Annotated in this window: 17 protein-coding genes; 4 read left to right on the forward strand and 13 right to left on the reverse strand. The window is 40.5% G+C overall.

Features of this window, described 5'->3' with window-relative positions; all coding sequences use genetic code 11:
- Nucleotides 1-122: 122 nt before the first annotated feature.
- Nucleotides 123-1,229: a replication initiation protein RepM gene (gene repM / locus H3L98_RS00005; protein WP_182078410.1), complete on the forward strand. Its 1,107-nt coding sequence runs from the start codon at nt 123-125 to the stop codon at nt 1,227-1,229.
- Between the two features lie 54 nt (nt 1,230-1,283).
- Here repM and H3L98_RS00010 read toward each other — a convergent pair whose 3' ends face one another.
- The 4 genes from H3L98_RS00010 to mobV (H3L98_RS00025) form a co-directional block, all read right to left on the reverse strand.
- On the reverse strand, nt 1,284-7,043 hold the full coding sequence (locus H3L98_RS00010) for a putative Ig domain-containing protein (RefSeq protein ID WP_182078411.1): 5,760 nt from the start codon (nt 7,041-7,043) through the stop codon (nt 1,284-1,286).
- A 96-nt stretch (nt 7,044-7,139) separates the two neighbouring features.
- A complete protein-coding gene (locus H3L98_RS00015; protein WP_156932329.1) occupies nt 7,140-7,856 on the reverse strand; it encodes a hypothetical protein in 717 nt (238 codons plus the stop codon).
- Between the two features lie 67 nt (nt 7,857-7,923).
- A complete protein-coding gene (locus H3L98_RS00020) occupies nt 7,924-8,658 on the reverse strand; it encodes a DUF4261 domain-containing protein (RefSeq protein ID WP_182078412.1) in 735 nt (244 codons plus the stop codon).
- 818 nt (nt 8,659-9,476) lie between these two features.
- Nucleotides 9,477-10,673 (reverse strand): MobV family relaxase, encoded by a 1,197-nt coding sequence (mobV, locus tag H3L98_RS00025; protein WP_182078413.1) that lies wholly within the window; start codon nt 10,671-10,673, stop codon nt 9,477-9,479.
- 351 nt (nt 10,674-11,024) lie between these two features.
- On the opposite strand from mobV (H3L98_RS00025), the gene H3L98_RS00030 reads away from it, so the two are divergent.
- Nucleotides 11,025-11,339, forward strand: a complete 315-nt coding sequence (locus H3L98_RS00030; RefSeq protein ID WP_182078414.1) for a hypothetical protein — start codon at nt 11,025-11,027, stop codon at nt 11,337-11,339.
- A gap of 207 nt (nt 11,340-11,546) precedes the next feature.
- On the opposite strand, the gene H3L98_RS00035 is transcribed toward H3L98_RS00030, so the two are convergent.
- Together H3L98_RS00035 and H3L98_RS00040 are read right to left on the reverse strand one after the other, a co-directional pair.
- The gene (locus H3L98_RS00035) at nt 11,547-11,822 is read right to left on the reverse strand and encodes a type II toxin-antitoxin system YafQ family toxin (RefSeq protein ID WP_182078408.1); all 276 of its coding nucleotides are present in this window, start codon (nt 11,820-11,822) and stop codon (nt 11,547-11,549) included.
- A gap of 9 nt (nt 11,823-11,831) precedes the next feature.
- Nucleotides 11,832-12,113, reverse strand: coding sequence for a type II toxin-antitoxin system RelB/DinJ family antitoxin (locus H3L98_RS00040; RefSeq protein ID WP_182078415.1), 282 nt, complete (start codon nt 12,111-12,113; stop codon nt 11,832-11,834).
- Between the two features lie 734 nt (nt 12,114-12,847).
- Here H3L98_RS00040 and H3L98_RS10850 point away from each other — a divergent pair.
- Entirely contained in the window at nt 12,848-13,252 is a 405-nt protein-coding gene (locus H3L98_RS10850) for a RepB family plasmid replication initiator protein (protein ID WP_246327790.1), read from the forward strand.
- Between the two features lie 244 nt (nt 13,253-13,496).
- Nucleotides 13,497-13,949: a hypothetical protein gene (locus H3L98_RS10860; RefSeq protein WP_246327789.1), complete on the forward strand. Its 453-nt coding sequence runs from the start codon at nt 13,497-13,499 to the stop codon at nt 13,947-13,949.
- A 54-nt stretch (nt 13,950-14,003) separates the two neighbouring features.
- On the opposite strand, the gene H3L98_RS00050 is transcribed toward H3L98_RS10860, so the two are convergent.
- From H3L98_RS00050 to H3L98_RS00080, 7 genes are all read right to left on the reverse strand, one after another.
- A complete protein-coding gene (locus tag H3L98_RS00050; protein ID WP_182078403.1) occupies nt 14,004-18,299 on the reverse strand; it encodes a putative Ig domain-containing protein in 4,296 nt (1,431 codons plus the stop codon).
- Nucleotides 18,300-18,913: 614 nt separating this feature from the next.
- Nucleotides 18,914-19,858, reverse strand: coding sequence for a hypothetical protein (locus tag H3L98_RS00055; protein ID WP_182078404.1), 945 nt, complete (start codon nt 19,856-19,858; stop codon nt 18,914-18,916).
- A gap of 27 nt (nt 19,859-19,885) precedes the next feature.
- Complete coding sequence (locus tag H3L98_RS00060) at nt 19,886-20,329, reverse strand: hypothetical protein (RefSeq protein WP_220458623.1); 444 nt, start codon at nt 20,327-20,329, stop codon at nt 19,886-19,888.
- Between the two features lie 338 nt (nt 20,330-20,667).
- The gene (locus tag H3L98_RS00065; protein ID WP_182078406.1) at nt 20,668-21,402 is read right to left on the reverse strand and encodes a DUF4261 domain-containing protein; all 735 of its coding nucleotides are present in this window, start codon (nt 21,400-21,402) and stop codon (nt 20,668-20,670) included.
- A 722-nt stretch (nt 21,403-22,124) separates the two neighbouring features.
- Nucleotides 22,125-23,321, reverse strand: a complete 1,197-nt coding sequence (gene mobV, locus H3L98_RS00070; protein WP_182078407.1) for a MobV family relaxase — start codon at nt 23,319-23,321, stop codon at nt 22,125-22,127.
- Nucleotides 23,322-24,442: 1,121 nt separating this feature from the next.
- A complete protein-coding gene (locus tag H3L98_RS00075; RefSeq protein WP_182078408.1) occupies nt 24,443-24,718 on the reverse strand; it encodes a type II toxin-antitoxin system YafQ family toxin in 276 nt (91 codons plus the stop codon).
- Between the two features lie 9 nt (nt 24,719-24,727).
- Entirely contained in the window at nt 24,728-25,009 is a 282-nt protein-coding gene (locus tag H3L98_RS00080) for a type II toxin-antitoxin system RelB/DinJ family antitoxin (protein WP_182078409.1), read from the reverse strand.
- Nucleotides 25,010-25,740: the final 731 nt, after the last annotated feature.

The following is a 25,740-nucleotide window of genomic DNA, read 5'->3' on the forward strand; positions in this document are numbered from 1 at the left end:
AATAAAAGGAGGTTTATGCACCAATAAAAGGAGGTTTATGCACCAATAAAAGAGATTTTTATAGTTTTTCTTTTTAAGGAGATTTTGTTAAAATTCTATTTTTGTGGAATAGTGGAGGATTTATGGGAAATCTAATTGTTAAAGACAATGCATTGATTGAAGCAAGCCATAAATTAAATGAAGTGGAACAAAGAATTATATTATTGGCTATTCTTAAAGCGCGTGAAGTTAGTGATACGGTAGAAGAGTTGAAAGGAAAGAATTTAACTATTCATGCTTCTGACTATATTTCCCACTTCCGTGTAGATAAATCTACTGCATACAGGGTACTTAAAAAGACGGTTGTAAGCCTATTTCGTGCGGAATGGGGCTATAAATTCATCAATAACAAGGGACAATCACAGGTTGCTTATCGTAGGTTTATCCAATCTGCTGATTACATTGAAAATGGGGCAAGTATTCAATTCAAGTTCTCTGACGATATTATCCCGTTTCTAGTAGAGCTGGAAAAACGCTTTACAACGTATGAAGTTAAGCAGGTATCCAAATTATCAAGTGGTTATGCCATGCGCCTGTATGAATTTTTTATGCAACACTTGGATAAAAAAGCTGGTAAAGGCTGGTTGGAAATTTCCCTTGATGATTTGCGCTTCCGCTTTGGCTTATTGCCTACCGAATATAAGGGAATGTCTGATTTTAAAAGATATGTTCTTAATTTTTCATTAAAACAAATCAATGAAAGAACGGATTTGACTGCGACTTATGAGCAACGTAAACAAGGGCGTGTCATCACGGGTTTTCGTTTTGAGTTCATAAAAAATCAGCCTAAACCTAAAAAAACCAAAACTGCGCCGCAACCTGATTGGTTTGCCGAATTTTCAGAAGAAGAACGCACCGCCATTCAAGAGCGGATAGCCGACCATATTGCCCGATTGGAAGCCAGTGGCGAAATCGTGAGCGACTTCCACCGTCAAAACATCACACAAAAAGCGGTGGCGGAGCGTTGGGGCTTGGACGTTTTAGAGCAAAAGAAAAAGAAAAAACAGAAAGATGATAAGAAAAAAGCAAGCGAGCAGGCTTGGCAGAATATTCCTGACGGTACGCGCTTTCGCAGCACAAAAGACGGTTCAATATGGCGTAAAGACGTTGGCAGCTTGGTAGATGAATACAACCGATTTGTTCCTGAATTTATGATTGTTGATTTTCTTCAATATCTTGAAGAGATTTAAAAGGCAGTAAAAAGCCACTTTTCCTTGGAAGGAAAAGTGGCTTGCGTTTGTGGTTTAGTATGGATTCGGGTTATTCAAATAGTCAAACGGTTGAGCCAGTCTTTCTACTTGCTCGTAGCTTAAACTCCGACCATCGGCAAATTCAAATACATCAACCTTATCACTGTTTGATGCTGAATTGGTCATGCGTGGGTTATTGCTGCCAAAGAAGTAGTGATTTTCAAGGGTAATGCGGTCATCACTGATTTTGGAATCAATAATCAGATTACGCCCTTCATTAACAAACAGCACATCACTCAAACGCAGCCCATTGATTTTTAATTTATCCTGACCAAAGGATTCTTGAATGGTGTCGTGTCCGTCGCCTAAATTGAAAATGTAGGTGTCGTTACCGAAACCACCGCTCAATTTATCGTTGCCTTTACCACCAATCAGAACATCATCGCCGAAGCCGCCGTCCAGCTTGTCATTGCCGTTACCGCCATTCAGGGTGTCGTTGCCAAAGCCACCTTCCAATGTGTCATGACCATTGCCACCATTTAAGCTGTCATCACCGAAACCACCTTCCAGCGTGTCATTACCGTTGCTGCCACGCAGAATATCGTTACCAAAACTACCGTCTAACGTATCATTGCCACTTCCACCATTCAGGGTATCGTTACCAAAACCGCCGTCCAGCGTATCATCGCCGTTGCCGCCATTCAAGATATCATCGCCAAAACTGCCGTCCAATGTGTCGTTGCCGTTACCACCATTTAGGGTATTATTGCCAAAACCACCTTTCATCACATCGTTTTTGTCCGAACCTTCCAATTTATCATTGCCAAAACTGTCTGTGGTATTGGGTTTGACTGGGGGTGTGGTTGATGCCCCATCTTCAGGTTGTTCGGTGGGTTGTTCAGGTTTTGGATTAATTGGTTTGGGATTAACCTGCAAATTGATGTGGGTGGCAACCGATGCTTGGTTGGTGTCGGTGGCCGTCAATTTCAAATTCAGACTGCCCGCGACATCAGGTGTCCCGCTTAAGGTTTGCGATTGGGCGTTGAAATGCAACCATTGCGGCAGCGCAGAGCCGTCTGCCATTTCCAAACGGTAGCTTAATGTATCGCCTTTATCGCCATCTTTAAACAATTCAGGGAGCTGCAAACGCCAATCTTTGCCAAATTCCAAAGTTTGCGTATCCAAATTGCCCGAAACCGTAGGCGCACGATTGACATTTGCCACATTGATTTGCCAATTCATCACGGGAGAAGACAAACCTTCTTCATCTTGCGCCGACAAAGACAGGTGGTATGTACCCGCCGCATCAAAATCAGGCGCGACACTGACCGAACCGTTTTGCTGATTTAACCAACTTGGCAGTGCAGAACCGTCCGCCATTGCCAAATTGAAATTCAATTGGCTGAATGCCTTATCGTCTTCAAACCAATCGGCAAGCGAAAACACTTGGCTGCCGTTTTCTTGCACAGATGATACGGCAAGCGGATTGGTTTTGAGTTTGGGGGCTTCATTCGGTGGCGGCTCAACTTGGAACGCCCATGTTTGATGATTGCTCAACCCTTCTTTATCCGTTGCTGTGATTTTCAGGCTGATAGAGCCAACATGGTCTTTGGTGGGCGTACCGCTCAAGGTCATGGCACCCGCATTGAAATTCAGCCAAGCAGGTAAGGGCGAACCGTCTGCCAGCGTAACGGTATAGTTCAAACTTTCTTGGTCTTCATCGGCAAACAAATTGTCGCCCAAATGATGAACAAATGCTTGATTGGAAACCGCACTACCTGCATTAACCCGCTCTTTGACTTTAGGTGCTTGGTTTTCTAATTGAATGCCGAATGTGCCATTGGTAAATTGTTCAATCGTGGCAATCTCATTATTGCTGCCATTGAAAATCTGTAAGCTGCCATCTGTTTGTTTTACAGTAATATCTGTACCAAAGTCAGCAGCCCATTTTTGGGTTTCCGCATCAAATTTCCATGACAAACGCCCCAGATTCAAACCATCAACAATCATTTCCCCTTGCTTGTCGGAATCATTGATGATTTGATGCTGGCTTTCGTTTGAAAGCATTTGATAGGTGTCAAAGCCATCGCCACCATACAATTCATTTGTACCTTCGCCACCCGACAAGAAATCATTGCCCGCTCCGCCATAAAGCGTGTCATTGCCTTTGCCGCCATACAGCTTATCGTTCCCGATAATCTGATTATCGCGGTTATCGTCCCCCCACAAGATGTCATGACCGTCATCGCCAAAGAGTTCGTCATTCCCCCTTTGACCGATAATCAAGTCATTTCCTGAACCACCATGCAAGGTATCATCATAAGAAGATTGGGAATTTTCTTCTACAACATGGGTATTGCGGCGAATCAGCGCATTAGTCAGTTCATAATCGCCTTTTTCATCGTTGATTTGAACTTCCCATTGGTGCATGGCATCGTCATGAAGGGAAACCCTTTCCATAATTTTTCTGGTAACAGCACCCTTGTCTTTTACATTATGCTCGACACCAAGACGTGAGCCGGCAATTTCGGTCATTTCAAACCCCATTGCCGTTGGCGAAACCGCAGTTGATGATGAAGTTGCGCCAATATATTTCCATTTGCTGTTGAATTGTACATCGCCATCGCCCACCATCACATCATGTCCTGCTCCGCCAAACATGGTGTCGTTCCCCGAACCGCCTTGTAAAAAGTCATGACCGCGACTGCCGTAAATTTCATCATCGCCCAGATGTCCTACTGCCCAATCGCCTTTTTCATTACTGCTTTTTTTATCAAGATGTTCGTCAATTTCGCCAGTGTGAATGATGTCCTTACCACCCATACCGTCAATCAAATCATGACCTTCCCCACCCACAATCACATCAGTCAAAACATCTGTGTTTTTGTCTCTGGTGCCAGGACTATGATTTGCACCATGCAAAATGTCATGGTCTTTGCCGCCCAAAATAATGTTCCCACCTTTTACGCTGCCATAGATAGTGTCTTTGCCATCGCCACTGTCCACGATAACGGATTTTGCGGAAAAAGGCATCACAATATCGCCACGCTTATTACCGATAACCGCAATGGTTTCATTATCGGCAGGGTTGGGACGGATTTGGAAGCTGTTGATAAGGCCATTGTTTACTTTATAAGTGTGATGAACTGTGTTTTCAATCAAATTAAAGCCAAAGCCGCTCCACAGCATATTGTCAATGTGTTTGGCTGTTGAAAAATAGCCTTTAATCAGCACGGAATCATCATTGTTTTGAATCAATAAGTCCTTATCGTTGCGTGTGGCTGTGATGTGGCCCGCATCTAAAGCTGCCCAACTGTTTTTGCCTGTTTTTTCAAACAGACTGGGGCTTTGGCTTAAACCGTCAAAGACAATTTGCCCGCTCATATCGCTGTCAAAAACCGTGTCCTTGCCCTTGATGTGGTAAACATCATTGCCAACGCCACCTTCCATATAATCATCGCCCTTACTGCTGGTAAAGGTGTCATCTCCTGCGCCACCGTAAAAACGGTCGCTTTCATCGCTGCCTTCAAACGTATCATTGCCTTTTGTCCCAAAGGCAATAATGTGGTCATCTGTGGAAATACCGTTACCGTCAATGGAAAATACCAAAGGTGAATCAGGCTCACCCGCAAACGGGTGTTTACCGTAATCAAGGTAATCCCAATCGCCTTCAACGCCATAACTGCTTAAATCCCGACCCAGTTTTAAGCCGTTTTGTAAATATTTTAATTGCAGCAACAACATGGTAGCGCGGTCTGTCAGATATTGCTCCGACATACCTTGCGGGTCTTGTTGTGGGTTTTGTGGGTTAAGCAAATTCAACGAACCGTCTTCATTTAAGGCATCATAATTCGCCCCGTCAATCACAAACGGATTCAGTTCTTGCAGCGCATAGCGATAAGCGATGTTTTCTTTTGCTTTGGCAACCAATTCCTGAACCGACATTTCGGCACTTAATTCCACTTTTTGGGTTTTAAAATTGTTTGCTAACTGGCGGCTCAAAACTTCAGGGATTTGATTCGGCTTAATGTCTTGACCAAACATAAGCGTACTCATTCGGTCCACAAAATCCATTCTGCCGTTCTTGTCCAAGTCTTTGGTCAGCTCATAGATGTCTTCGCCATACATACCTGCCACAATACCAACAAACAATGTTGCTACCGCTGCCACAGGTCCAGGAACCATTACCAAACCCGTGCCAACAGCCGCAGAAATCAAACTCTTCATGCCGAATTCAGCAGCCTGCGAAGCAACTTCCGAAACAACTTCACTCAGCGCAATATCAACCAAAACTTGTTTTTGTTCTTCAGCAGGAGCGCTCTCAACGGCTTTTGCCGTTGCGACTCCACTCAAACCTAAAAGAAACAAGGCAAAAGCGCCTTTAGTGGTAGCACTGTTTTTTACCACGTCCACTGAATTGGTTTTAATAAATTCCGAACTGGAATTTAAATAGGCTTTTGTTTTTTCTAATAATGCGTCCTTGTCCAGATGGGCATAAAAGTTATCAAAGAACTCTTTATTATATTTACTTAAACGTTGTTTTTCTTGTTCGGTGAGCGTTTTATCTTCATTTAAAATAAAATCTTTAAAGTTCTCTAGATTAAATTTAAATTTAGCGTTACGAATATTAAATAACTTCGTATCTTGCGAGACCTTTCCCAAAACTTTTTCTTTTAATGAAATCGTTTTGGACGAATCGCCATTACTCCCACTTCCGCCATTTGGCGGGTTTAAATAGCTTTTCCACTCCCCAATTTTCATGCCGTTTAAGCTGATATTATCAAACCTATCTGTTTTTTCCAGAAAATCAAAAACATCATTAAGTGCATTCTTTTGAAGTGTATTATTGTCCAGCTTGGACATATCCACATCGTTGAAATGCAAAAAGACTTTATTGCTTCGATTCCCCATAGCGGTTCTTAAATCAGCCAATAATTTAGCCGCTTTAGCATCTAAAGGTCTTTCTGCTAAATATTTTAAACTATCAGAAGGGTCTTTACCGTCAGTCAAACTGTGATTAACAGCTGTTTTAAATTTAACCAAGAAATCATTTAAACTCTTTGAGTCAAATGTAGATTGCCCATTTGCATCTTTGAACACATCAGCTGCCGTCAAAAATCTTTCTACATCATAAGTGGTATGATAGATAAGTTGCCTTGCTTCGGTTGCATTAGCTATTTCCTTTTTACCAAATGTCCCAATATCCTTTCTATCAAAATACTTTTGTCCTGTATCAGAAATAAATTGCGTAACTTTATTAAGTTCGCCAATATTTTTCAAAATCTTATTGCCTGTAGATTTGGCAATTTCACCTGTTCCCGTATCGCCAAATTTACGGGTTAAAAATCTCTCCGTATCAGGTTTGTGTAAATCTGCATTAAAATCATTAAGAAGCCGTCTGGCAATGGTATCATCTGGATTGGTGGGGGAATAAATACCCTTTCTCTCCAAAGCATTATCAATCGCTGTTGCAATTTCTTCATTATTGGCAGTAGTCATAATGGTATTGGGATTATTTTCAATTAACAGCTCTTTTAATCCGCGCTGTAAATCCAAAACCATCATTTGTTTTTGTTCTTGTGAGAAATTGCCATTAGTAAAAATTTTCTCTAATCTGTCTTTTACAACTTCATTATAACTGCCGTGATTACCATAATGGTGTGCGCCACCAACAGACAAATCGCCAAACAGGTCTTTGTTATCAGATAAAAGTCTTTGGGCTCTTTCGGCAGCTTGATTATCGCTATGTAGATAAATAAAATTCCCGCCCAATTGTTTAAAAAATGCCCCATGTTGTCCGCCAAAAACCGCCATAAACCTATCCTGTAGAGCATCAAAAACTGCTTCTGGAATAATGTGGTGTGCTTGTTGAGGTACTGAATTTGCCATAATAAAATCTCCAAAAAATCATTAAACAAGATTACAAGTATAGGGTTTAAATTTATCAATCATTCCTGCTTCAGATAAAGCATCATGTAAATTTGCTGACATAAAAAAACGTCCAATAAATCTAGGGTCATACCATAAATCCACATCACAAGATAAAGCAGATTGATAAACATCAACCTCTTGATTGCGAATATAGCCAGAGAAAGACATCACACCGTACTGGGTAGGCGTTGCCTGTAATTTAGTATTGCTTTGTGTTTCACAAATATATTCCCGTCTTTCATACAGATTCAGGAAATAATACGTTTCATCACTTGCCAAACAACCTGTTGATAAATCATAAATTTGCACAGGTGTCAGGATATTTTCGCCTAGTCGGTGCTGTTTTAAGATGGCTGCACAAGACGGATTAAACAGAATGCCACCATTCCAGATACTGAATATATAATCTTCACGAGTGGGCAATTTGATTGCTTCATTTTGATAAATGCCAGCCCATAGTGCATCGGGAATTGCTTTACTTTGTATAAAAAAATGGTTTGTATCAGATAGTTCTAACGAAAAAGGAAAATACTTTTCCTTTTTTTCTTGAACTTCAAGTGTCTCTGGCTCCAATCCTATTCCCAAAATACCCCGAATTTCCGGGTACATCAAACCACTGCCTTTAACACTGGCTTTTATATCATATTGTTGCACCCTATCTAATGCGAATTGACAAACATAAACCTGATTGGACATAGCACGCTCCCTATCAATTTTTCATGGTCTATTGCACAGAACAATAGACCTGTTAAACCCAAATATTTTATTGAATATCAATCTTTAATGAAAACTCACTGGGCGCGTACACACTTTTAGAATGACTGATTTGCCATTTCTGCTCTGCGCTAAACCCAATGCTTTCCCCATCTTTCAGCACTAAACCCGAACTGATGATATAGGCGCACATACTGCTTAATGAAGCGTGCAGCCTTCCCATATCCATTGGGCTGTTTAAAATTTCCATTTCATCTTTGCCAAATTTCGCCATGCCCGATGTATAGAGCTGATTGCCCTGCTGGTTCTGTCCCAAACCAATGTACACCCAAATCATAATCGGGATTTCATTATTGGGTAAGTATTGTTGTGCCACTTTCCGATAGAAATCAGCCGTATAAACCGTTCCTGAAGTATAAACGGCAGTGGCATTTTGCGGTTTCAGACAACTGGAAACGATTTTGCTGTACAAATTCATGCCAAGCACTTCGGTGTTTTCAGCTTGGTTCATCACAGTAACCATCAAATGCGCTTGATGGGCTTCGGCAGCAGCGACAGCATCGGGGCAGTAATAATTGCCTTTGGCATAGTGTGCCGCTTCGCCATTGGGAACGGGGGCGGGCATTAAGCCAAGCACACATAAAAAATCGCCGATGTTCAGGATAAAGGAATCCTGATGTCGTTCTGCTTGGGCGGAAATACCCCAGTCTGTTTCTAAATCGTTAATCAATTGATGAATGTTAAATTCATGGCTGTTGAGTAAAACAAAACCATTTTCCAGCATGGTGGCTTCCTTGTAACTTAAATGGCATAGATTGGTGTTTTTTAGATTGGCGTATTCTAAAGTAGTTCATTTCAAAATAAAACAGGTTTTTTATAATTAATAATTATTTATCCAAATAAATTTGAAAGATTATTCCACTTATCCGTCAGAGCATTGGCTACCCAACTGCTTGGCTTAAACCGTGATTGCGGGAGCATCAATATCTATTTAAATCCATCATTGTCTGCAAGTTGTCTATTGATGTCTGCTTATGTCCGTTTCCTATCCGCTTATATCTACTTATGTCCGTTTACTTGTCTGCCTATATCCGTTTGCCTGTCCGTTTGTTGTTTGAATATTTTTCTTTCCCTACACGCAGGATAGGCACACCGTGCCAAAAAACGGATGGAATCTGCAATAAACCATTCCCCCGTTAAGCAACGTCCCCATAGTGGTTTAAATTTAAATCACTATGGGGCTTTAAATAATGGCATCGTGTCGCTATTGATAAGAAATATCAAACCCTATTAAAACGAAATGAATTCGCAATAATTAAGGATTAAATTTACAGTGATTAACATTCAGGTTTTTAATCATTAAGCATTCAAATTCGCAATGATTAAGAATAATTTAAACCAATCAATTTGCGATGGAAATTCGATTAAAACGGTTTTCCAATTCAAACAAATAGAATAAATAATGCCATTTGTTTTGCTATGCGTGGCTAATTAAAAAGAATAATTCTCTCAACAAAACCACTTCTCTCCTACTGATACCTACTTATCAATCAATACATTACCCCAACAGCAGTGGGGAGAAGTGCTGTGATTGGAGCAGTTTTAAAAATCCATACCGAAAGTTTTTTGCTGCGGCTCGTATTTTTCTTTGTACCTGTTTAATTCAATTTGCGTTGCTTTTAATTTTTCAAACAAGTCATCAAATGCCTGCTTATGTTCGGCAATAATGCGCTCCTGTTCGGCAACTTCTGCCGACAGCCGTTTTATTTCCCACTCTTGTTCGGTCAATATTTGTTTCTGCTCTGCAATCATTTCATTCTTGCCGTTTATTTCATTAAACAGCTTCTGATTCTCCCAACGTGCATTGTTTAGATTCCTGCTCAATTCTTGGGTGCGGGACAACACTTCTTCATCAACCTGCCTACGGTACTGCTGCAAGAAATCATTTTTCTGCTTATCCAATTGTGCCAATTCCCTTTGCTTCTGTTTCAAAGCCGTATTTACTTTGGGGAAATAGGCATATTTTGGCGCAAGCATTTCATAAACGGATTGCCCGACCAAGTTATAGATTTTGTGCTGATATTCATCATGGTTTTCCCAAATCCCCTTTTTGGGAATACGGATTTTTTGGTGGATTTCCTGATAAAGCTCCTGTACAGGCAGATTCCCATTAAGCACCTGATTCACTTCCGAATAGTATTGCTTGATGGTTTTGTGTGTCGCTTTACTGTTCTCAATACCGCGACTTAAACCCAAATCCGCCACTTGCGCCGCATAGTCCGTTTGCAGCTCACTCAAATTTTTTCGTCCGCCAAAAAAATGGCGGGCATTCAATTTCCCCTGATATTCGGGAATGACAAAAGCAGAGATATGCGGTGTTGTTTCATCAACTTGGTATGTCGCTGCAATAATGTTTTCAGCACCATGTTTTTGCACCAAAAAATTAACCGTCCGCTTCCGCCACTCGTTTCGCTGTGCAGATGTACTCTGCGCCCACCATTCGGGGCTGGCCGTTAAAAGGTATTCCACTGCCAATACCGCATTGCTTCTGATTTTTCCATTGGCGGCAATTTGCGCTAATCTCTGATTAAACCAATCCATCGCCTTATGTGTCGTATCAATACAGTCGTAATGGCGATTAACCAACGTGGCAAATTCCCTTGAAAAATGCCCGTTGTTCGGTGTGATGTCCGCGTTGGCATTATGGGTCGGGATTTCGCGGAAATTGTGTTTTAAGCTACTGGCTAGGTTTTGTGCGGTTTTATGCTTGGCAATACGCAAGATGGCGTAATGAGACATGGCAGACCCCATTTCATCAAAGTTCTTTAAGCTATTTTAAAAACGCCGATGTTTTTTTCTGCGCCCCAACACAAAAATCCCGATTTTTTTGTAAAATCATGGTTTATCTTAAATTGGGAACAAACCATAAGTGTTGCCCTTGACCCCCTAGTTGACCCGCTCCGAGCATTTGAGCCAAATCGCCCGATGTCCAAACGACTTTTAAAGCACCCCTGTTCGGGGTGCTTTTTTCAGCAAACAAATAGATTTATTTCTTTGCACAATTAGAATTGTTTTACCAACGGAAACGATTTTAAAAGTTAAAAAAATAGATTTTTTCGCTAACGGAAACGATTCGGAAAATTCAAACAAATGGATTTTTTTATTCACACGATTAGAATTATTTTGCTAACGAAAACGATTTTGAAAGTTAAACAAATAGATTTTTTTCGCCAACGGAAACGATTTGGAAAATTCAAACAAATAGATTTTTTTATTCACACAATTAGAATTATTTTGCCAATGGAAATGATTTTAAAAGTTAAAAAAATAGATTTGTTTTCCCATTCAATTAGAATAGAAATCACAAACAAAAAGAAAAATTTTTCCAATAAAAATTGCCTTATTTTTGCCCCATTCAAACCCCGTTGCCAGCCCCTTACGTTAGGGGTTTCATCAGCCCCATAAACTATGCTAACCGCAGTAGTGTACTCACTACACAATTTGCTGGCGCAAATTGTCGTGAGCAAGGGGGCGTTGCCCCCTTAACCCCCGTCAGCGGCACCCAATTGGGTGCGGGTACGCCTTATTGATTTTTGGTTTTTTAAAGACCCAAAAACAAAAAAACCACAGCTTAAAAAAACTGTGGTTATGCGGACTGATTACCCAAGTTGCTTATCCAAAAAGTTCTGAATGTGTGCCTATCCTGATAAGAATAATTTGCTGCTCCTGCTTCTCGTACATCAACAATAAATCGGGTTTAATGTGGCATTCACGAATACCTGCATGATTGCCCTTTAACTCGTGGTCTCTGTACTTTATTGGCAGCTCAACATCGTTAATCAAACAATTGGCCACCGTTACCCAATCACTGTCCAACAGTTCTGCCCATCGCTTTTTTATATCCCGCTTAAATTGATTGGTTGGCGCAAGTTCGTATTTTGCTGTCATGGTAGTGGCTCAATCACATTGTTTAATTTCGTCCATCATCGCATCTAGGCTGGCATAGCCTTTCAAGTTACCTGCTTTGGCTTCTTGAATGGCTGCCAATGTTGCCATATTAGGGATTTTTTCCTGATTGGCTTTGTGTTCAAACGAAAGCGGAATGGTGTGGGTGTCCGCAACTTGTGTCAAAAACAGCTTAATGGCTTGAGACGGCGATAAGCCGTAACTTTCAAAAACCGCAAAAGCACGGTTTCTTAAATCCTGCTCCAAACGGATATTGTAGTTAATGCTGGGCATTTGCTTTACTCCTAACGTACAAATAAGGTACAGATTCTAGTCTTTGCCTTATCTTGTGGCAATCATTTCTTTGTACTTTTTCAAAGAAAACAAAAAACAGGGAACAATAAGTAACGCTCTGAACAACCCAATGCCTGTTGGCTGACATACACTGGAAGCAGTGGGCGTAAAAAGGTACTTTTTCTAGAACGCGCACAGAAGCCCATAGATTGGCGTTTAACACATTCAGCCTACCTTTAATTACCTAGCCTGTTAGATGCAATCTACGGGCTTCCTAGACCCCTTAAAAACGATTTTTAGATTTTAGGTCGGTTGGCTTTTACTTTTCTGTCTAAAAAACCTGTTTGGTGTTGTATTGGTCGTTGAGAAAAATAAATTTCAAAAAAAGATGATGAAAAGCGGAAAAAAGCGGGCTGAAAATGGCGATTTTGAGCGAATTTTTGTGCGTGTGCCTTTTCATCTTTTTAAATATTTTAAATACTTTTAGGTAATTTTATTACATCATAATTTAATGATTATAAAGATTTTTTTTTTGGATTTATCTCTTATTGTTCTACATTTACCGTGCAATATAGCTACATTTACCGTGCAATATAGCTACATTTACCGTGCAATATAGCTACATTTACCGTGCAAAGTTCTACTTGATTTAATTTTGTAGATGTTCTACAATCTAAAATCATGTAGAATAATTTGAGTAGTGTCCGTTTGCCGTACAAATTTCAGGGGGAAGAATGTCTAAAAATCTTGTTGTCAAGGATAACGCACTAATCAATGCCAGCTACAATTTGGAACTGGTAGAGCAACGCTTAATTTTGCTTTCAATTATTGAAGCCAGAGCGACAGGCAAAGGCATTACGCCCAATGATAAGCTGACAATAACCGCCAGTAGTTACATGAACAACTTTGGTACAAATCGCAATACTGCCTATCAAGCCTTAAAAGACGCTTGTAACAATTTATTTGAAAGGCAATTTAGCTTTATTGAAGAAACTGAAAAAGGCAATAAAGTTGTCCGTACTCGGTGGGTTTCTCAAGTGGCTTATTTAGAAAATGAAGCAATAGTGGAATTGATTTTTTCGCCTGCGGTTGCACCACTGATTACTATGCTTGAAAAAACTTCACAAGTTATGAACTAAAGCAAGTTTCTGAGTTAAATAGTAATATGCAGTTAGGCTATATGAAATTATTATTGCTTGGCGTTCTACTGGTAAAACACCTGTGTTCAGTATTGATGAATTACGAGACCGTTTGGGGTATTACCTAACGAATATACAGAACTGAAAATTTAAAAGCCCGAGTTCTTGATGCTGCTGTAAAGAAAATCAATGAAAAAACAGATATTAAAATCAGTTATGAACAGCACAAGCAGGGCAGAAAATTGTGGGTTTTACGTTCACAATCACGCAAAAAGCTTCTCAATCCGAAAGCGCACAGCCTAAAAAAACCAAAACTGCGCCGCAACCCGATTGGTTTGCCGAATTTTCAGAAGAAGAACGCACCGCCATTCAAGAGCGGATAGCCGACCATATTGCCCGATTGGAAGCCAGTGGCGAAATCGTGAGCGACTTCCACCGTCAAAACATCACACAAAAAGCGGTGGCGGAGCGTTGGGGCTTGGACGTTTTAGAGCAAAAGAAAAAGAAAAAACAGAAAGATGATAAGAAAAAAGCAAGCGAGCAGGCTTGGCAGAATATTCCTGACGGTACGCGCTTTCGCAGCACAAAAGACGGTTCAATATGGCGTAAAGACGTTGGCAGCTTGGTAGATGAATACAACCGATTTGTTCCTGAATTTATGATTGTTGATTTTCTTCAATATCTTGAAGAGATTTAAAAGGCAGTAAAAAGCCACTTTTCCTTGGAAGGAAAAGTGGCTTGCGTTTGTGGTTTAGTATGGATTCGGGTTATTCAAATAGTCAAACGGTTGAGCCAGTCTTTCTACTTGCTCGTAGCTTAAACTCCGACCATCGGCAAATTCAAATACATCAACCTTATCACTGTTTGATGCTGAATTGGTCATGCGTGGGTTATTGGCAAAGAGATAGTGGTTTTCAAGGGTAATGCGGTCATCACTGATTTTGGAATCAATAATCAGATTACGCCCTTCATTGACAAACAGCACATCACTCAAACGCAGTCCGTTGATTTTTAATTTATCCTGACCAAAGGATTCTTGAATGGTGTCGTGTCCGTCGCCTAAATTGAAAATGTAGGTGTCGTTACCGAAACCACCGCTCAATTTATCGTTGCCTTTACCACCAATCAGAACATCATCGCCGAAGCCGCCGTCCAGCTTGTCATTGCCGTTACCGCCATTCAGGGTGTCGTTGCCAAAGCCACCTTCCAATGTGTCATGACCATTGCCACCATTTAAGCTGTCATCACCGAAACCACCTTCCAGCGTGTCATTACCGTTGCTGCCACGCAGAATATCGTTACCAAAACTACCGTCTAACGTATCATTGCCACTTCCACCATTCAGGGTATCGTTACCAAAACCGCCGTCCAGCGTATCATCGCCGTTGCCGCCATTCAAGATATCATCGCCAAAACTGCCGTCCAATGTGTCGTTGCCGTTACCACCATTTAGGGTATTATTGCCAAAACCACCTTTCATCACATCGTTTTTGTCCGAACCTTCCAATTTATCATTGCCAAAACTGTCTGTGGTATTGGGTTTGACTGGGGGTGTGGTTGATGCCCCATCTTCAGGTTGTTCGGTGGGTTGTTCAGGTTTTGGATTAATTGGTTTGGGATTAACCTGCAAATTGATGTGGGTGGCAACCGATGCTTGGTTGGTGTCGGTGGCCGTCAATTTCAAATTCAGACTGCCCGCGACATCAGGTGTCCCGCTTAAGGTTTGCGATTGGGCGTTGAAATGCAACCATTGCGGCAGCGCAGAGCCGTCTGCCATTTCCAAACGGTAGCTTAATGTATCGCCTTTATCGCCATCTTTAAACAATTCAGGGAGCTGCAAACGCCAATCTTTGCCAAATTCCAAAGTTTGCGTATCCAAATTGCCCGAAACCGTAGGCGCACGATTGACATTTGCCACATTGATTTGCCAATTCATCACGGGAGAAGACAAACCTTCTTCATCTTGCGCCGACAAAGACAGGTGGTATGTACCCGCCGCATCAAAATCAGGCGCGACACTGACCGAACCGTTTTGCTGATTTAACCAACTTGGCAGTGCAGAACCGTCCGCCATTGCCAAATTGAAATTCAATTGGCTGAATGCCTTATCGTCTTCAAACCAATCGGCAAGCGAAAACACTTGGCTGCCGTTTTCTTGCACAGATGATACGGCAAGCGGATTGGTTTTGAGTTTGGGGGCTTCATTCGGTGGCGGCTCAACTTGGAACGCCCATGTTTGATGATTGCTCAACCCTTCTTTATCCGTTGCTGTGATTTTCAGGCTGATAGAGCCAACATGGTCTTTGGTGGGCGTACCGCTCAAGGTCATGGCACCCGCATTGAAATTCAGCCAAGCAGGTAAGGGCGAACCGTCTGCCAGCGTAACGGTATAGTTCAAACTTTCTTGGTCTTCATCGGCAAACAAATTGTCGCCCAAATGATGAACAAATGCTTGATTGGAAACCGCACTACCTGCATTAACCCGCTCTTTGACTTTAGGTGCTTGGTTTTCTAATTGAATGCCGAATGTGCCATTGGTAAATTGTTCAATCGTGGCAATCTCATTATTGCTGCCATTGAAAATCTGTAAGCTGCCATCTGTTTGTTTTACAGTAATATCTGTACCAAAGTCAGCAGCCCATTTTTGGGTTTCCGCATCAAATTTCCATGACAAACGCCCCAGATTCAAACCATCAACAATCATTTCCCCTTGCTTGTCGGAATCATTGATGATTTGATGCTGGCTTTCGTTTGAAAGCATTTGATAGGTGTCAAAGCCATCGCCACCATACAATTCATTTGTACCTTCGCCACCCGACAAGAAATCATTGCCCGCTCCGCCATAAAGCGTGTCATTGCCTTTGCCGCCATACAGCTTATCGTTCCCGATAATCTGATTATCGCGGTTATCGTCCCCCCACAAGATGTCATGACCGTCATCGCCAAAGAGTTCGTCATTCCCCCTTTGACCGATAATCAAGTCATTTCCTGAACCACCATGCAAGGTATCATCATAAGAAGATTGGGAATTTTCTTCTACAACATGGGTATTGCGGCGAATCAGCGCATTAGTCAGTTCATAATCGCCTTTTTCATCGTTGATTTGAACTTCCCATTGGTGCATGGCATCGTCATGAAGGGAAACCCTTTCCATAATTTTTCTGGTAACAGCACCCTTGTCTTTTACATTATGCTCGACACCAAGACGTGAGCCGGCAATTTCGGTCATTTCAAACCCCATTGCCGTTGGCGAAACCGCAGTTGATGATGAAGTTGCGCCAATATATTTCCATTTGCTGTTGAATTGTACATCGCCATCGCCCACCATCACATCATGTCCTGCTCCGCCAAACATGGTGTCGTTCCCCGAACCGCCTTGTAAAAAGTCATGACCGCGACTGCCGTAAATTTCATCATCGCCCAGATGTCCTACTGCCCAATCGCCTTTTTCATTACTGCTTTTTTTATCAAGATGTTCGTCAATTTCGCCAGTGTGAATGATGTCCTTACCACCCATACCGTCAATCAAATCATGACCTTCCCCACCCACAATCACATCAGTCAAAACATCTGTGTTTTTGTCTCTGGTGCCAGGACTATGATTTGCACCATGCAAAATGTCATGGTCTTTGCCGCCCAAAATAATGTTCCCACCTTTTACGCTGCCATAGATAGTGTCTTTGCCATCGCCACTGTCCACGATAACGGATTTTGCGGAAAAAGGCATCACAATATCGCCACGCTTATTACCGATAACCGCAATGGTTTCATTATCGGCAGGGTTGGGACGGATTTGGAAGCTGTTGATAAGGCCATTGTTTACTTTATAAGTGTGATGAACTGTGTTTTCAATCAAATTAAAGCCAAAGCCGCTCCACAGCATATTGTCAATGTGTTTGGCTGTTGAAAAATAGCCTTTAATCAGCACGGAATCATCATTGTTTTGAATCAATAAGTCCTTATCGTTGCGTGTGGCTGTGATGTGGCCCGCATCTAAAGCTGCCCAACTGTTTTTGCCTGTTTTTTCAAACAGACTGGGGCTTTGGCTTAAACCGTCAAAGACAATTTGCCCGCTCATATCGCTGTCAAAAACCGTGTCCTTGCCCTTGATGTGGTAAACATCATTGCCAACGCCACCTTCCATATAATCATCGCCCTTACTGCTGGTAAAGGTGTCATCTCCTGCGCCACCGTAAAAACGGTCGCTTTCATCGCTGCCTTCAAACGTATCATTGCCTTTTGTCCCAAAGGCAATAATGTGGTCATCTGTGGAAATACCGTTACCGTCAATGGAAAATACCAAAGGTGAATCAGGCTCACCCGCAAACGGGTGTTTACCGTAATCAAGGTAATCCCAATCGCCTTCAACGCCATAACTGCTTAAATCCCGACCCAGTTTTAAGCCGTTTTGTAAATATTTTAATTGCAGCAACAACATGGTAGCGCGGTCTGTCAGATATTGCTCCGACATACCTTGCGGGTCTTGTTGTGGGTTTTGTGGGTTAAGCAAATTCAACGAACCGTCTTCATTTAAGGCATCATAATTCGCCCCGTCAATCACAAACGGATTCAGTTCTTGCAGCGCATAGCGATAAGCGATGTTTTCTTTTGCTTTGGCAACCAATTCCTGAACCGACATTTCGGCACTTAATTCCACTTTTTGGGTTTTAAAATTGTTTGCTAACTGGCGGCTCAAAACTTCAGGGATTTGATTCGGCTTAATGTCTTGACCAAACATAAGCGTACTCATTCGGTCCACAAAATCCATTCTGCCGTTCTTGTCCAAGTCTTTGGTCAGCTCATAGATGTCTTCGCCATACATACCTGCCACAATACCAACAAACAATGTTGCTACCGCTGCCACAGGTCCAGGAACCATTACCAAACCCGTGCCAACAGCCGCAGAAATCAAACTCTTCATGCCGAATTCAGCAGCCTGCGAAGCAACTTCCGAAACAACTTCACTCAGCGCAATATCAACCAAAACTTGTTTTTGTTCTTCAGCAGGAGCGCTCTCAACGGCTTTTGCCGTTGCGACTCCACTCAAACCTAAAAGAAACAAGGCAAAAGCGCCTTTAGTGGTAGCACTGTTTTTTACCACGTCCACTGAATTGGTTTTAATAAATTCCGAACTGGAATTTAAATAGGCTTTTGTTTTTTCTAATAATGCGTCCTTGTCCAGATGGGCATAAAAGTTATCAAAGAACTCTTTATTATATTTACTTAAACGTTGTTTTTCTTGTTCGGTGAGCGTTTTATCTTCATTTAAAATAAAATCTTTAAAGTTCTCTAGATTAAATTTAAATTTAGCGTTACGAATATTAAATAACTTCGTATCTTGCGAGACCTTTCCCAAAACTTTTTCTTTTAATGAAATCGTTTTGGACGAATCGCCATTACTCCCACTTCCGCCATTTGGCGGGTTTAAATAGCTTTTCCACTCCCCAATTTTCATGCCGTTTAAGCTGATATTATCAAACCTATCTGTTGTTTCCAGAAAATCAAAAACATCATTAAGTGCATTCTTTTGAAGTATATTATTGTCCAGCTTGGACATATCCACATCGTTGAAATGCAAAAAGACTTTATTGCTTCGATTCCCCATAGCGGTTCTTAAATCAGCCAATAATTTAGCCGCTTTAGCATCTAAAGGTATTTTTTCTAAATCTCCAAAATCTTAGAAGGGTCTTTACCGTCAGTCAAACTGTGATTAACAGCTTCCTTAAACTTGTCCAAGAAACTATTTAAACTCTCTGAGTTAAATGTAGATTGCCCATTTGCATCTTTGAACACATCAGCTGCCGTCAAAAATCTTTCTACATCATAAGTGGTATGATAGATAAGTTGCCTTGCTTTGGTTGCATCAATTAGTTCACCTTTCTTTAATCCTTCCTTTAATGTTTTCTCAAATATTTCCTTAAATTTAGGTTGTCCTGTATCAGAAATAAATTGCGTAACTTTATTAAGTTTCCCAACCCTTTCCACAAGTTTAGTGCCTGTGAATTCGGCAATTTTTGTTGTTCCCGTATCGCCAAATTTACGGGTTAAAAATCTCTCCGTATCAGGTTTGTGTAAATCTGCATTAAAATCATTAAGAAGCCGTCTGGCAATGGTATCATCTGGATTATTTGGGGAATAAATGCCCTTACCGTCTAAAGCATTCTGCATAGCTTCTGCATCAAATTGATTAGCTTGCATCACATTTGGTACACCATCAATCAAGATTTCTTTTAGACCACGTTGTAAATCTAAAATCATCATTTGTTTGATTTCATTATTCTTATCTGGGTTTGGACTAAAAGTACCCTCAAATATCCTTTCCAATCTAGTTCTAACTACATTATCATAACTCGGATGCGAACCATGATGCCATGCCCCACCAAAAGATAAATCGCCAAATAAGTCTTTGTTATTAGATAAAAGTCTTTGGGCTCTTTCGGCAGCTTGATTATCGTTATGCAGATAAATAAAATTTCCGCCCAATTGTTTAAAAACTGCCCCGCTGTCCCTGCCAAAAACTGCAATAAAGTCCCCAATCATTCTATCAAAAACTGCTTCTGGAATAATGTGGTGTGCTTGTTGAGGTACTTTCTCTGAATTTGCCATAATATAATCTCCAAAATAATCAATTTATTAAATAAGGTTGCAAGTATACGGATTGAATTTATCAATCATTCCTGCTTGAGATAAAGCATGATGTAAATTTGCTGACATAAAGAAATGGCTACCTAATCTGGGGTCATACCACAAATCCACATCACAACCCAAAACAGATTTATCTACTTCAAGTCTATTATCTTTAATGGGAATACCATTCGTTGTATATTTTTCTGAACTTTGCAGATAGGTAAAAATACTACTAGACTGTGGGTAACAAACATATTTTCGTCTTTCATACAGATTGAGGAAATAATACGTTTCATCACTTGCCAAACAGCCTGTTGATAAATCATAAATTTGTACAGGTGTCAGGATATTTTCGCCCAATCGGTGTTGTTTTAAGATGGCTGCACAAGACGGATTAAACAGAATACCGCCACTCCAGATACTGAATATATAATCTTCACGAGTGGGCAATTTGATTGCTTCATTTTGATAAATGCCCACCCATAGTGCATCGGGAATCGCTTTACTTTGTATAAAAAAAAGGTTTGTTTTTCCAATTCTAAAGCAAAAGGAAAATACTTTTCCGTTTTTTCTTTAACTTCAAGTGTCTCTGGTTCCAATCCCACCCCAAAATCCCCCGAATTTCTGGGTACAACAAACCACTGTCTTTAACACTGGCTTGCATAACATATTGTTGCACCCTACCATATGCGAATTCACAAACATAAACCTGATTTAGCATAGCACGCTCCCTATCAATTTTTCATGGTCTATTGCACAGAACAATAGACCTGTTAAACCCAAATATTTTATTGAATATCAATCTTTAATGAAAACTCACTGGGTGCGTACACACTTTTAGAATGACTGATTTGCCATTTCTGCTCTGCGCTAAATCCAATGCTTTCCCCATCTTTCAGCACCAAACCCGAACTGATGATATAGGCGCACATACTGCTTAATGAAGCGTGCAGCTTTCCCATATCCATTGGGCTGTTTAAAATTTCCATTTCATCTTTGCCAAATTTCGCCATGCCCGATGTATAGAGCTGATTGCCCTGCTGGTTCTGTCCCAAACCAATGTACACCCAAATCATAATCGGGATTTCATTATTGGGTAAGTATTGTTGCGCCACTTTCCGATAGAAATCAGCCGTATAAACCGTTCCTGAAGTATAAACGGCAGTGGCATTTTGCGGTTTCAGGCAACTGGAAACGATTTTGCTGTACAAATTCATGCCAAGCACTTCGGTGTTTTCAGCTTGGTTCATCACAGTAACCATCAAATGCGCTTGATGGGCTTCAGCAGCAGCAACAGCATCGGGGCAGTAATAATTGCCTTTGGCATAGTGTGCCGCTTCGCCATTGGGAACGGGGGCGGGCATTAAGCCAAGCACACATAAAAAATCGCCGATGTTCAGGATAAAGGAATCCTGATGTCGTTCTGCTTGGGCGGAAATACCCCAGTCTGTTTCTAAATCGTTAATCAATTGATGAATATTAAATTCATGGCTGTTGAGTAAAACAAAACCATTTTCCAGCATGGTGGCTTCCTTGTAACTTAAATGGCATAGATTGGTGTTTTTTAGATTGGCGTATTCTAAAGTAGTTCATTTCAAAATAAAACAGGTTTTTTATAATTAATAATTATTTATCCAAATAAATTTGAAAGATTATTCCACTTATCCGTCAGGGCATTGGCTACCCAACTGCTTGGCTTAAACCGTGATTGCGGGAGCATCAAATATCTATTTAAATCCATCATTGTCTGTAAGTTGTCTATTGATGTCTGCTTATGTCCGTTTACTTGTCTGTCTATATCCGTTTGCCTGTCCGTTTGTTGTTTGAATATTTTTCTTTCCCTACACGCAGGATAGGCACATCGTGCCAAAAAACGGATGGAATCTGCAATAAACCATTCCCCCGTTAAGCAACGTCCCCATAGTGGTTTAAATTTAAATCACTATGGGGCTTTAAATAATGGCATCGTGTCGCTATTGATTAAGAAATTTAAAACCCTATTAAAACGAAATGAATTCGCAATGATTAAGAATAATTTAAACCAATCAATTTGCGATGGAAATTCGATTAAAACGGTTTTCCAATTCAAACAAATAGAATAAATAATGCCATTTGTTTTGCTATGCGTGGCTAATTAAAAAGAATAATTCTCTCAACAAAACCACTTCTCTTCTACTGATACCCACTTATCAATCAATACATTATCCCAACAGCAGTGGGGAGAAGTGCTGTGATTGGAGCAGTTTTAAAAATCCATACCGAAAGTTTTTTGCTGCGGCTCGTATTTTTCTTTGTACCTGTTTAATTCAATTTGCGTTGCTTTTAATTTTTCAAACAAATCATCAAATGCCTGCTTATGTTCGGCAATAATGCGCTCCTGTTCGGCAACTTCTGCCGACAGTCGTTTTATTTCCCACTCTTGTTCGGTCAATATTTGTTTCTGCTCTGCAATCATTTCATTCTTGCCGTTTATTTCATTAAACAGCTTCTGATTCTCCCAACGTGCATTGTTCAGATTTCTGCTCAATTCTTGGGTGCGGGACAACACTTCTTCATCAACCTGCCTACGGTACTGCTGCAAGAAATCATTTTTCTGCTTATCCAATTGTGCCAATTCCCTTTGCTTCTGTTTCAAAGCCCTATTCACTTTGGGAAAATAGGCATATTTGGGCGCAAGCATTTCATAAACGGATTGCCCGACCAAGTTATAGATTTTGTGCTGGTATTCATCATGGTTTTCCCAAATCCCCTTTTTGGGAATACGGATTTTTTGGTGGATTTCCTGATAAAGCTCCTGTACAGGCAGATTCCCATTAAGCACCTGATTCACTTCCGAATAGTATTGCTTGATGGTTTTGTGTGTCGCTTTACTGTTCTCAATACCGCGACTTAAACCCAAATCTGCTACTTGCGCTGCATAGTCCGTTTGCAGCTCACTCAAATTTTTTCGTCCGCCAAAAAAATGACGGGCATTCAGTTTCCCCTGATATTCGGGAATGACAAAAGCAGAGATATGCGGTGTTGTTTCATCAACTTGGTATGTCGCTGCAATAATGTTTTCAGCACCATGTTTTTGCACCAAAAAATCAACCGTCCGCTTCCGCCACTCGTTTCGCTGTGCAGATGTACTCTGCGCCCACCATTCGGGGCTGGCCGTTAAAAGGTATTCCACCGCCAATACCGCATTGCTTCTGATTTTTCCATTGGCGGCAATTTGCACCAATCTCTGATTAAACCAATCCATCGCCTTATGTGTCGTATCAATACAGTCATAATGGCGATTAACCAACGTGGCAAATTCCCTTGAAAAATGCCCGTTGTTCGGTGTGATGTCCGCGTTGGCATTATGGGTCGGGATTTCGCGGAAATTGTGTTTTAAGCTACTGGCTAGGTTTTGTGCGGTTTTATGCTTGGCAATACGCAAAATGGCGTAATGAGACATGGCAGACCCCATTTCATCAAAGTTCTTTAAGCTATTTTAAAAACGCCGATGTTTTTTTCTGCGCCCCTACATAAAAATCCCATTTTTTATAAAAAATGATTTATATTAAAGAACTTGGGAATAAACCATAAGTGCTGCCCTTGACCCCCTAGCTGACCCGCTCCGCGCATTTGAGCCAAATCGCCCGATGTGCCAAACGACTTTTAAAGCACCCCTGTTCGGGGTGCTTTTTTCAGCAAACAAATAGATTTATTTCTTTGCACAATTAGAATTGTTTTACCAACAGAAACGGTTTGGGAAATTCAAATAAATAGATTTTTTTCTTTACACGATTAGAATTATTTTGCCAACGGAAACGGTTTGGAAAATTCAAACAAATAGATTTTTTTCTTCACACGATTAGAATTATTTTACCAACGGAAACGATTTGGAAAATTCAAACAAATAGATTTTTTCTTTACACGATTAGAATTGTTTTACCAACGGAAACGGTTTGGAAAATTCAAACAAATAGATTTTTTTCTTCACACAATTAGAATTATTTTACCAACGGAAATGATTTGGAAAATTCAAACAAATAGATTTTTTTCTTCACACAATTAGAATTATTTTACCAACGGAAATGATTTGGAAAATTCAAACAAATAGATTTTTTTCTTCACACAATTAGAATTATTTTACCAACGGAAATGATTTGGAAAATTCAAACAAATAGATTTTTTTCTTCACACAATTAGAATTATTTTACCAACGGAAATGATTTTAAAAGTTAAAAAAATAGATTTATTTTCTCATTCAATTAGAATAGAAATCACAAACAAAAAGAAATATTTTTCCAATAAAAACCGCCTTATTTTTGCCCCATTCAAACCCCGTTGCCAACCCCTTACGTTAGGGGTTTCATCAGCCCCATAAACTATGCGAAGCGCAATAGTGTACTCACTACACAATTTGCTGGCGCAAATTGTCGTGAGCAAGGGGGCAACGCCCCCTTAACCCCCGTCAGCGGCACCCAATTGGGTGCAGGTACGCCTTATTGATTTTTGGTTTTTTAAAGACCCAAAAACAAAAAACCACAGCTTAAAAAAACTGTGGTTATGCGGACTGATTACCCAAGTTGCTTATCCAAAAAGTTCTGAATGTGTGCCTATCCTGATAAGAATAATTTGCTGCTCTTGCTTCTCGTACATCAACAATAAATCGGGCTTGATATGGCATTCACGAATACCTGCATGATTGCCCTTTAACTCGTGGTCTCTGTACTTTATTGGCAGCTCAACATCGTTAATCAAACAATTGGCCACCGTTACCCAATCACTATCCAGCAGCTCTGCCCACCGCTTTTTTATATCCCGCTTAAATTGATTGGTTGGTGCAAGTTCGTATTTTGCTGTCATGGTAGTGGCTCAATCACTTTGTTTAATCTCGTCCATCATGGCATCTAGGCTGGCATAGCCTTTCAAGTTACCTGCTTTGGCTTCTTGAATGGCTGCCAATGTTGCCATATTAGGGATTTTTTCCTGATTGGCTTTGTGTTCAAACGAAAGCGGAATGGTGTGGGTGTCCGCAACTTGTGTCAAAAACAGCTTAATGGCTTGAGACGGCGATAAGCCATAACTTTCAAAAACCGCAAAAGCGCGGTTTCTTAAATCCTGCTCCAAACGAATATTGTAGTTGATACTGGGCATTTGTTTTACTCCTAACGTACAAATAAGGTACAGATTCTAGTTTTCGCCTTATCTTGTGGCAATCATTTCTTTGCACTCTTTCAAAAAAAACATAGAACTGCGGATAATAAGCAACGTTTTGAACCACTCCATGCTTGTTGGTTGGCATACGCTGGAAGCAGTGGGCGTAAAAAGGTACTTTTTCTAAAACGCGCACAGAAGCCCGTAGATTGACGTTTAACACATTCAGACTACCCTTACCATTACCCAGCCTGTTAGATGCAATCTACGGGCTTCCTAGACCCCTTAAAAACGATTTTTAGATTTTAGGTTGGTTGGCTTTTACTTTCCTGTCTAAAAAAACCTGTTTGGTGTTGTATTGGTTTTTGGGAATAGGCAAACTTTATTTTTCCGTATAGCCTTTTGATTTAGTTTGAAATTATTATTTTTTATTCTGATATATGGAGATTTGGTGTGCAAGTAAGTGATTTTATTTTTTATAACATTGATGAAAAAACGTTTGAGCGTGATTAGGAATGTGGGAGTTTCACGAATCTCTCGCGCGCGCGTTTTTCATCTTTTTAATAATTTTTAATGTTTTTTAGACAATTTTTTCGTCTTTTAATATATTGATTTTAAAAAAATAAAATTTACTTTTACAATTGATAAAAGGAGGTTTATGCACCAATAAAAGGAGGTTTATGCACCAATAAAAGGAGGTTTATGCACCAATAAAAGGAGGTTTATGCACC

Source organism: Conchiformibius steedae (assembly GCF_014054725.1).
Classification (GTDB): Bacteria; Pseudomonadota; Gammaproteobacteria; order Burkholderiales; family Neisseriaceae; genus Conchiformibius; species Conchiformibius steedae.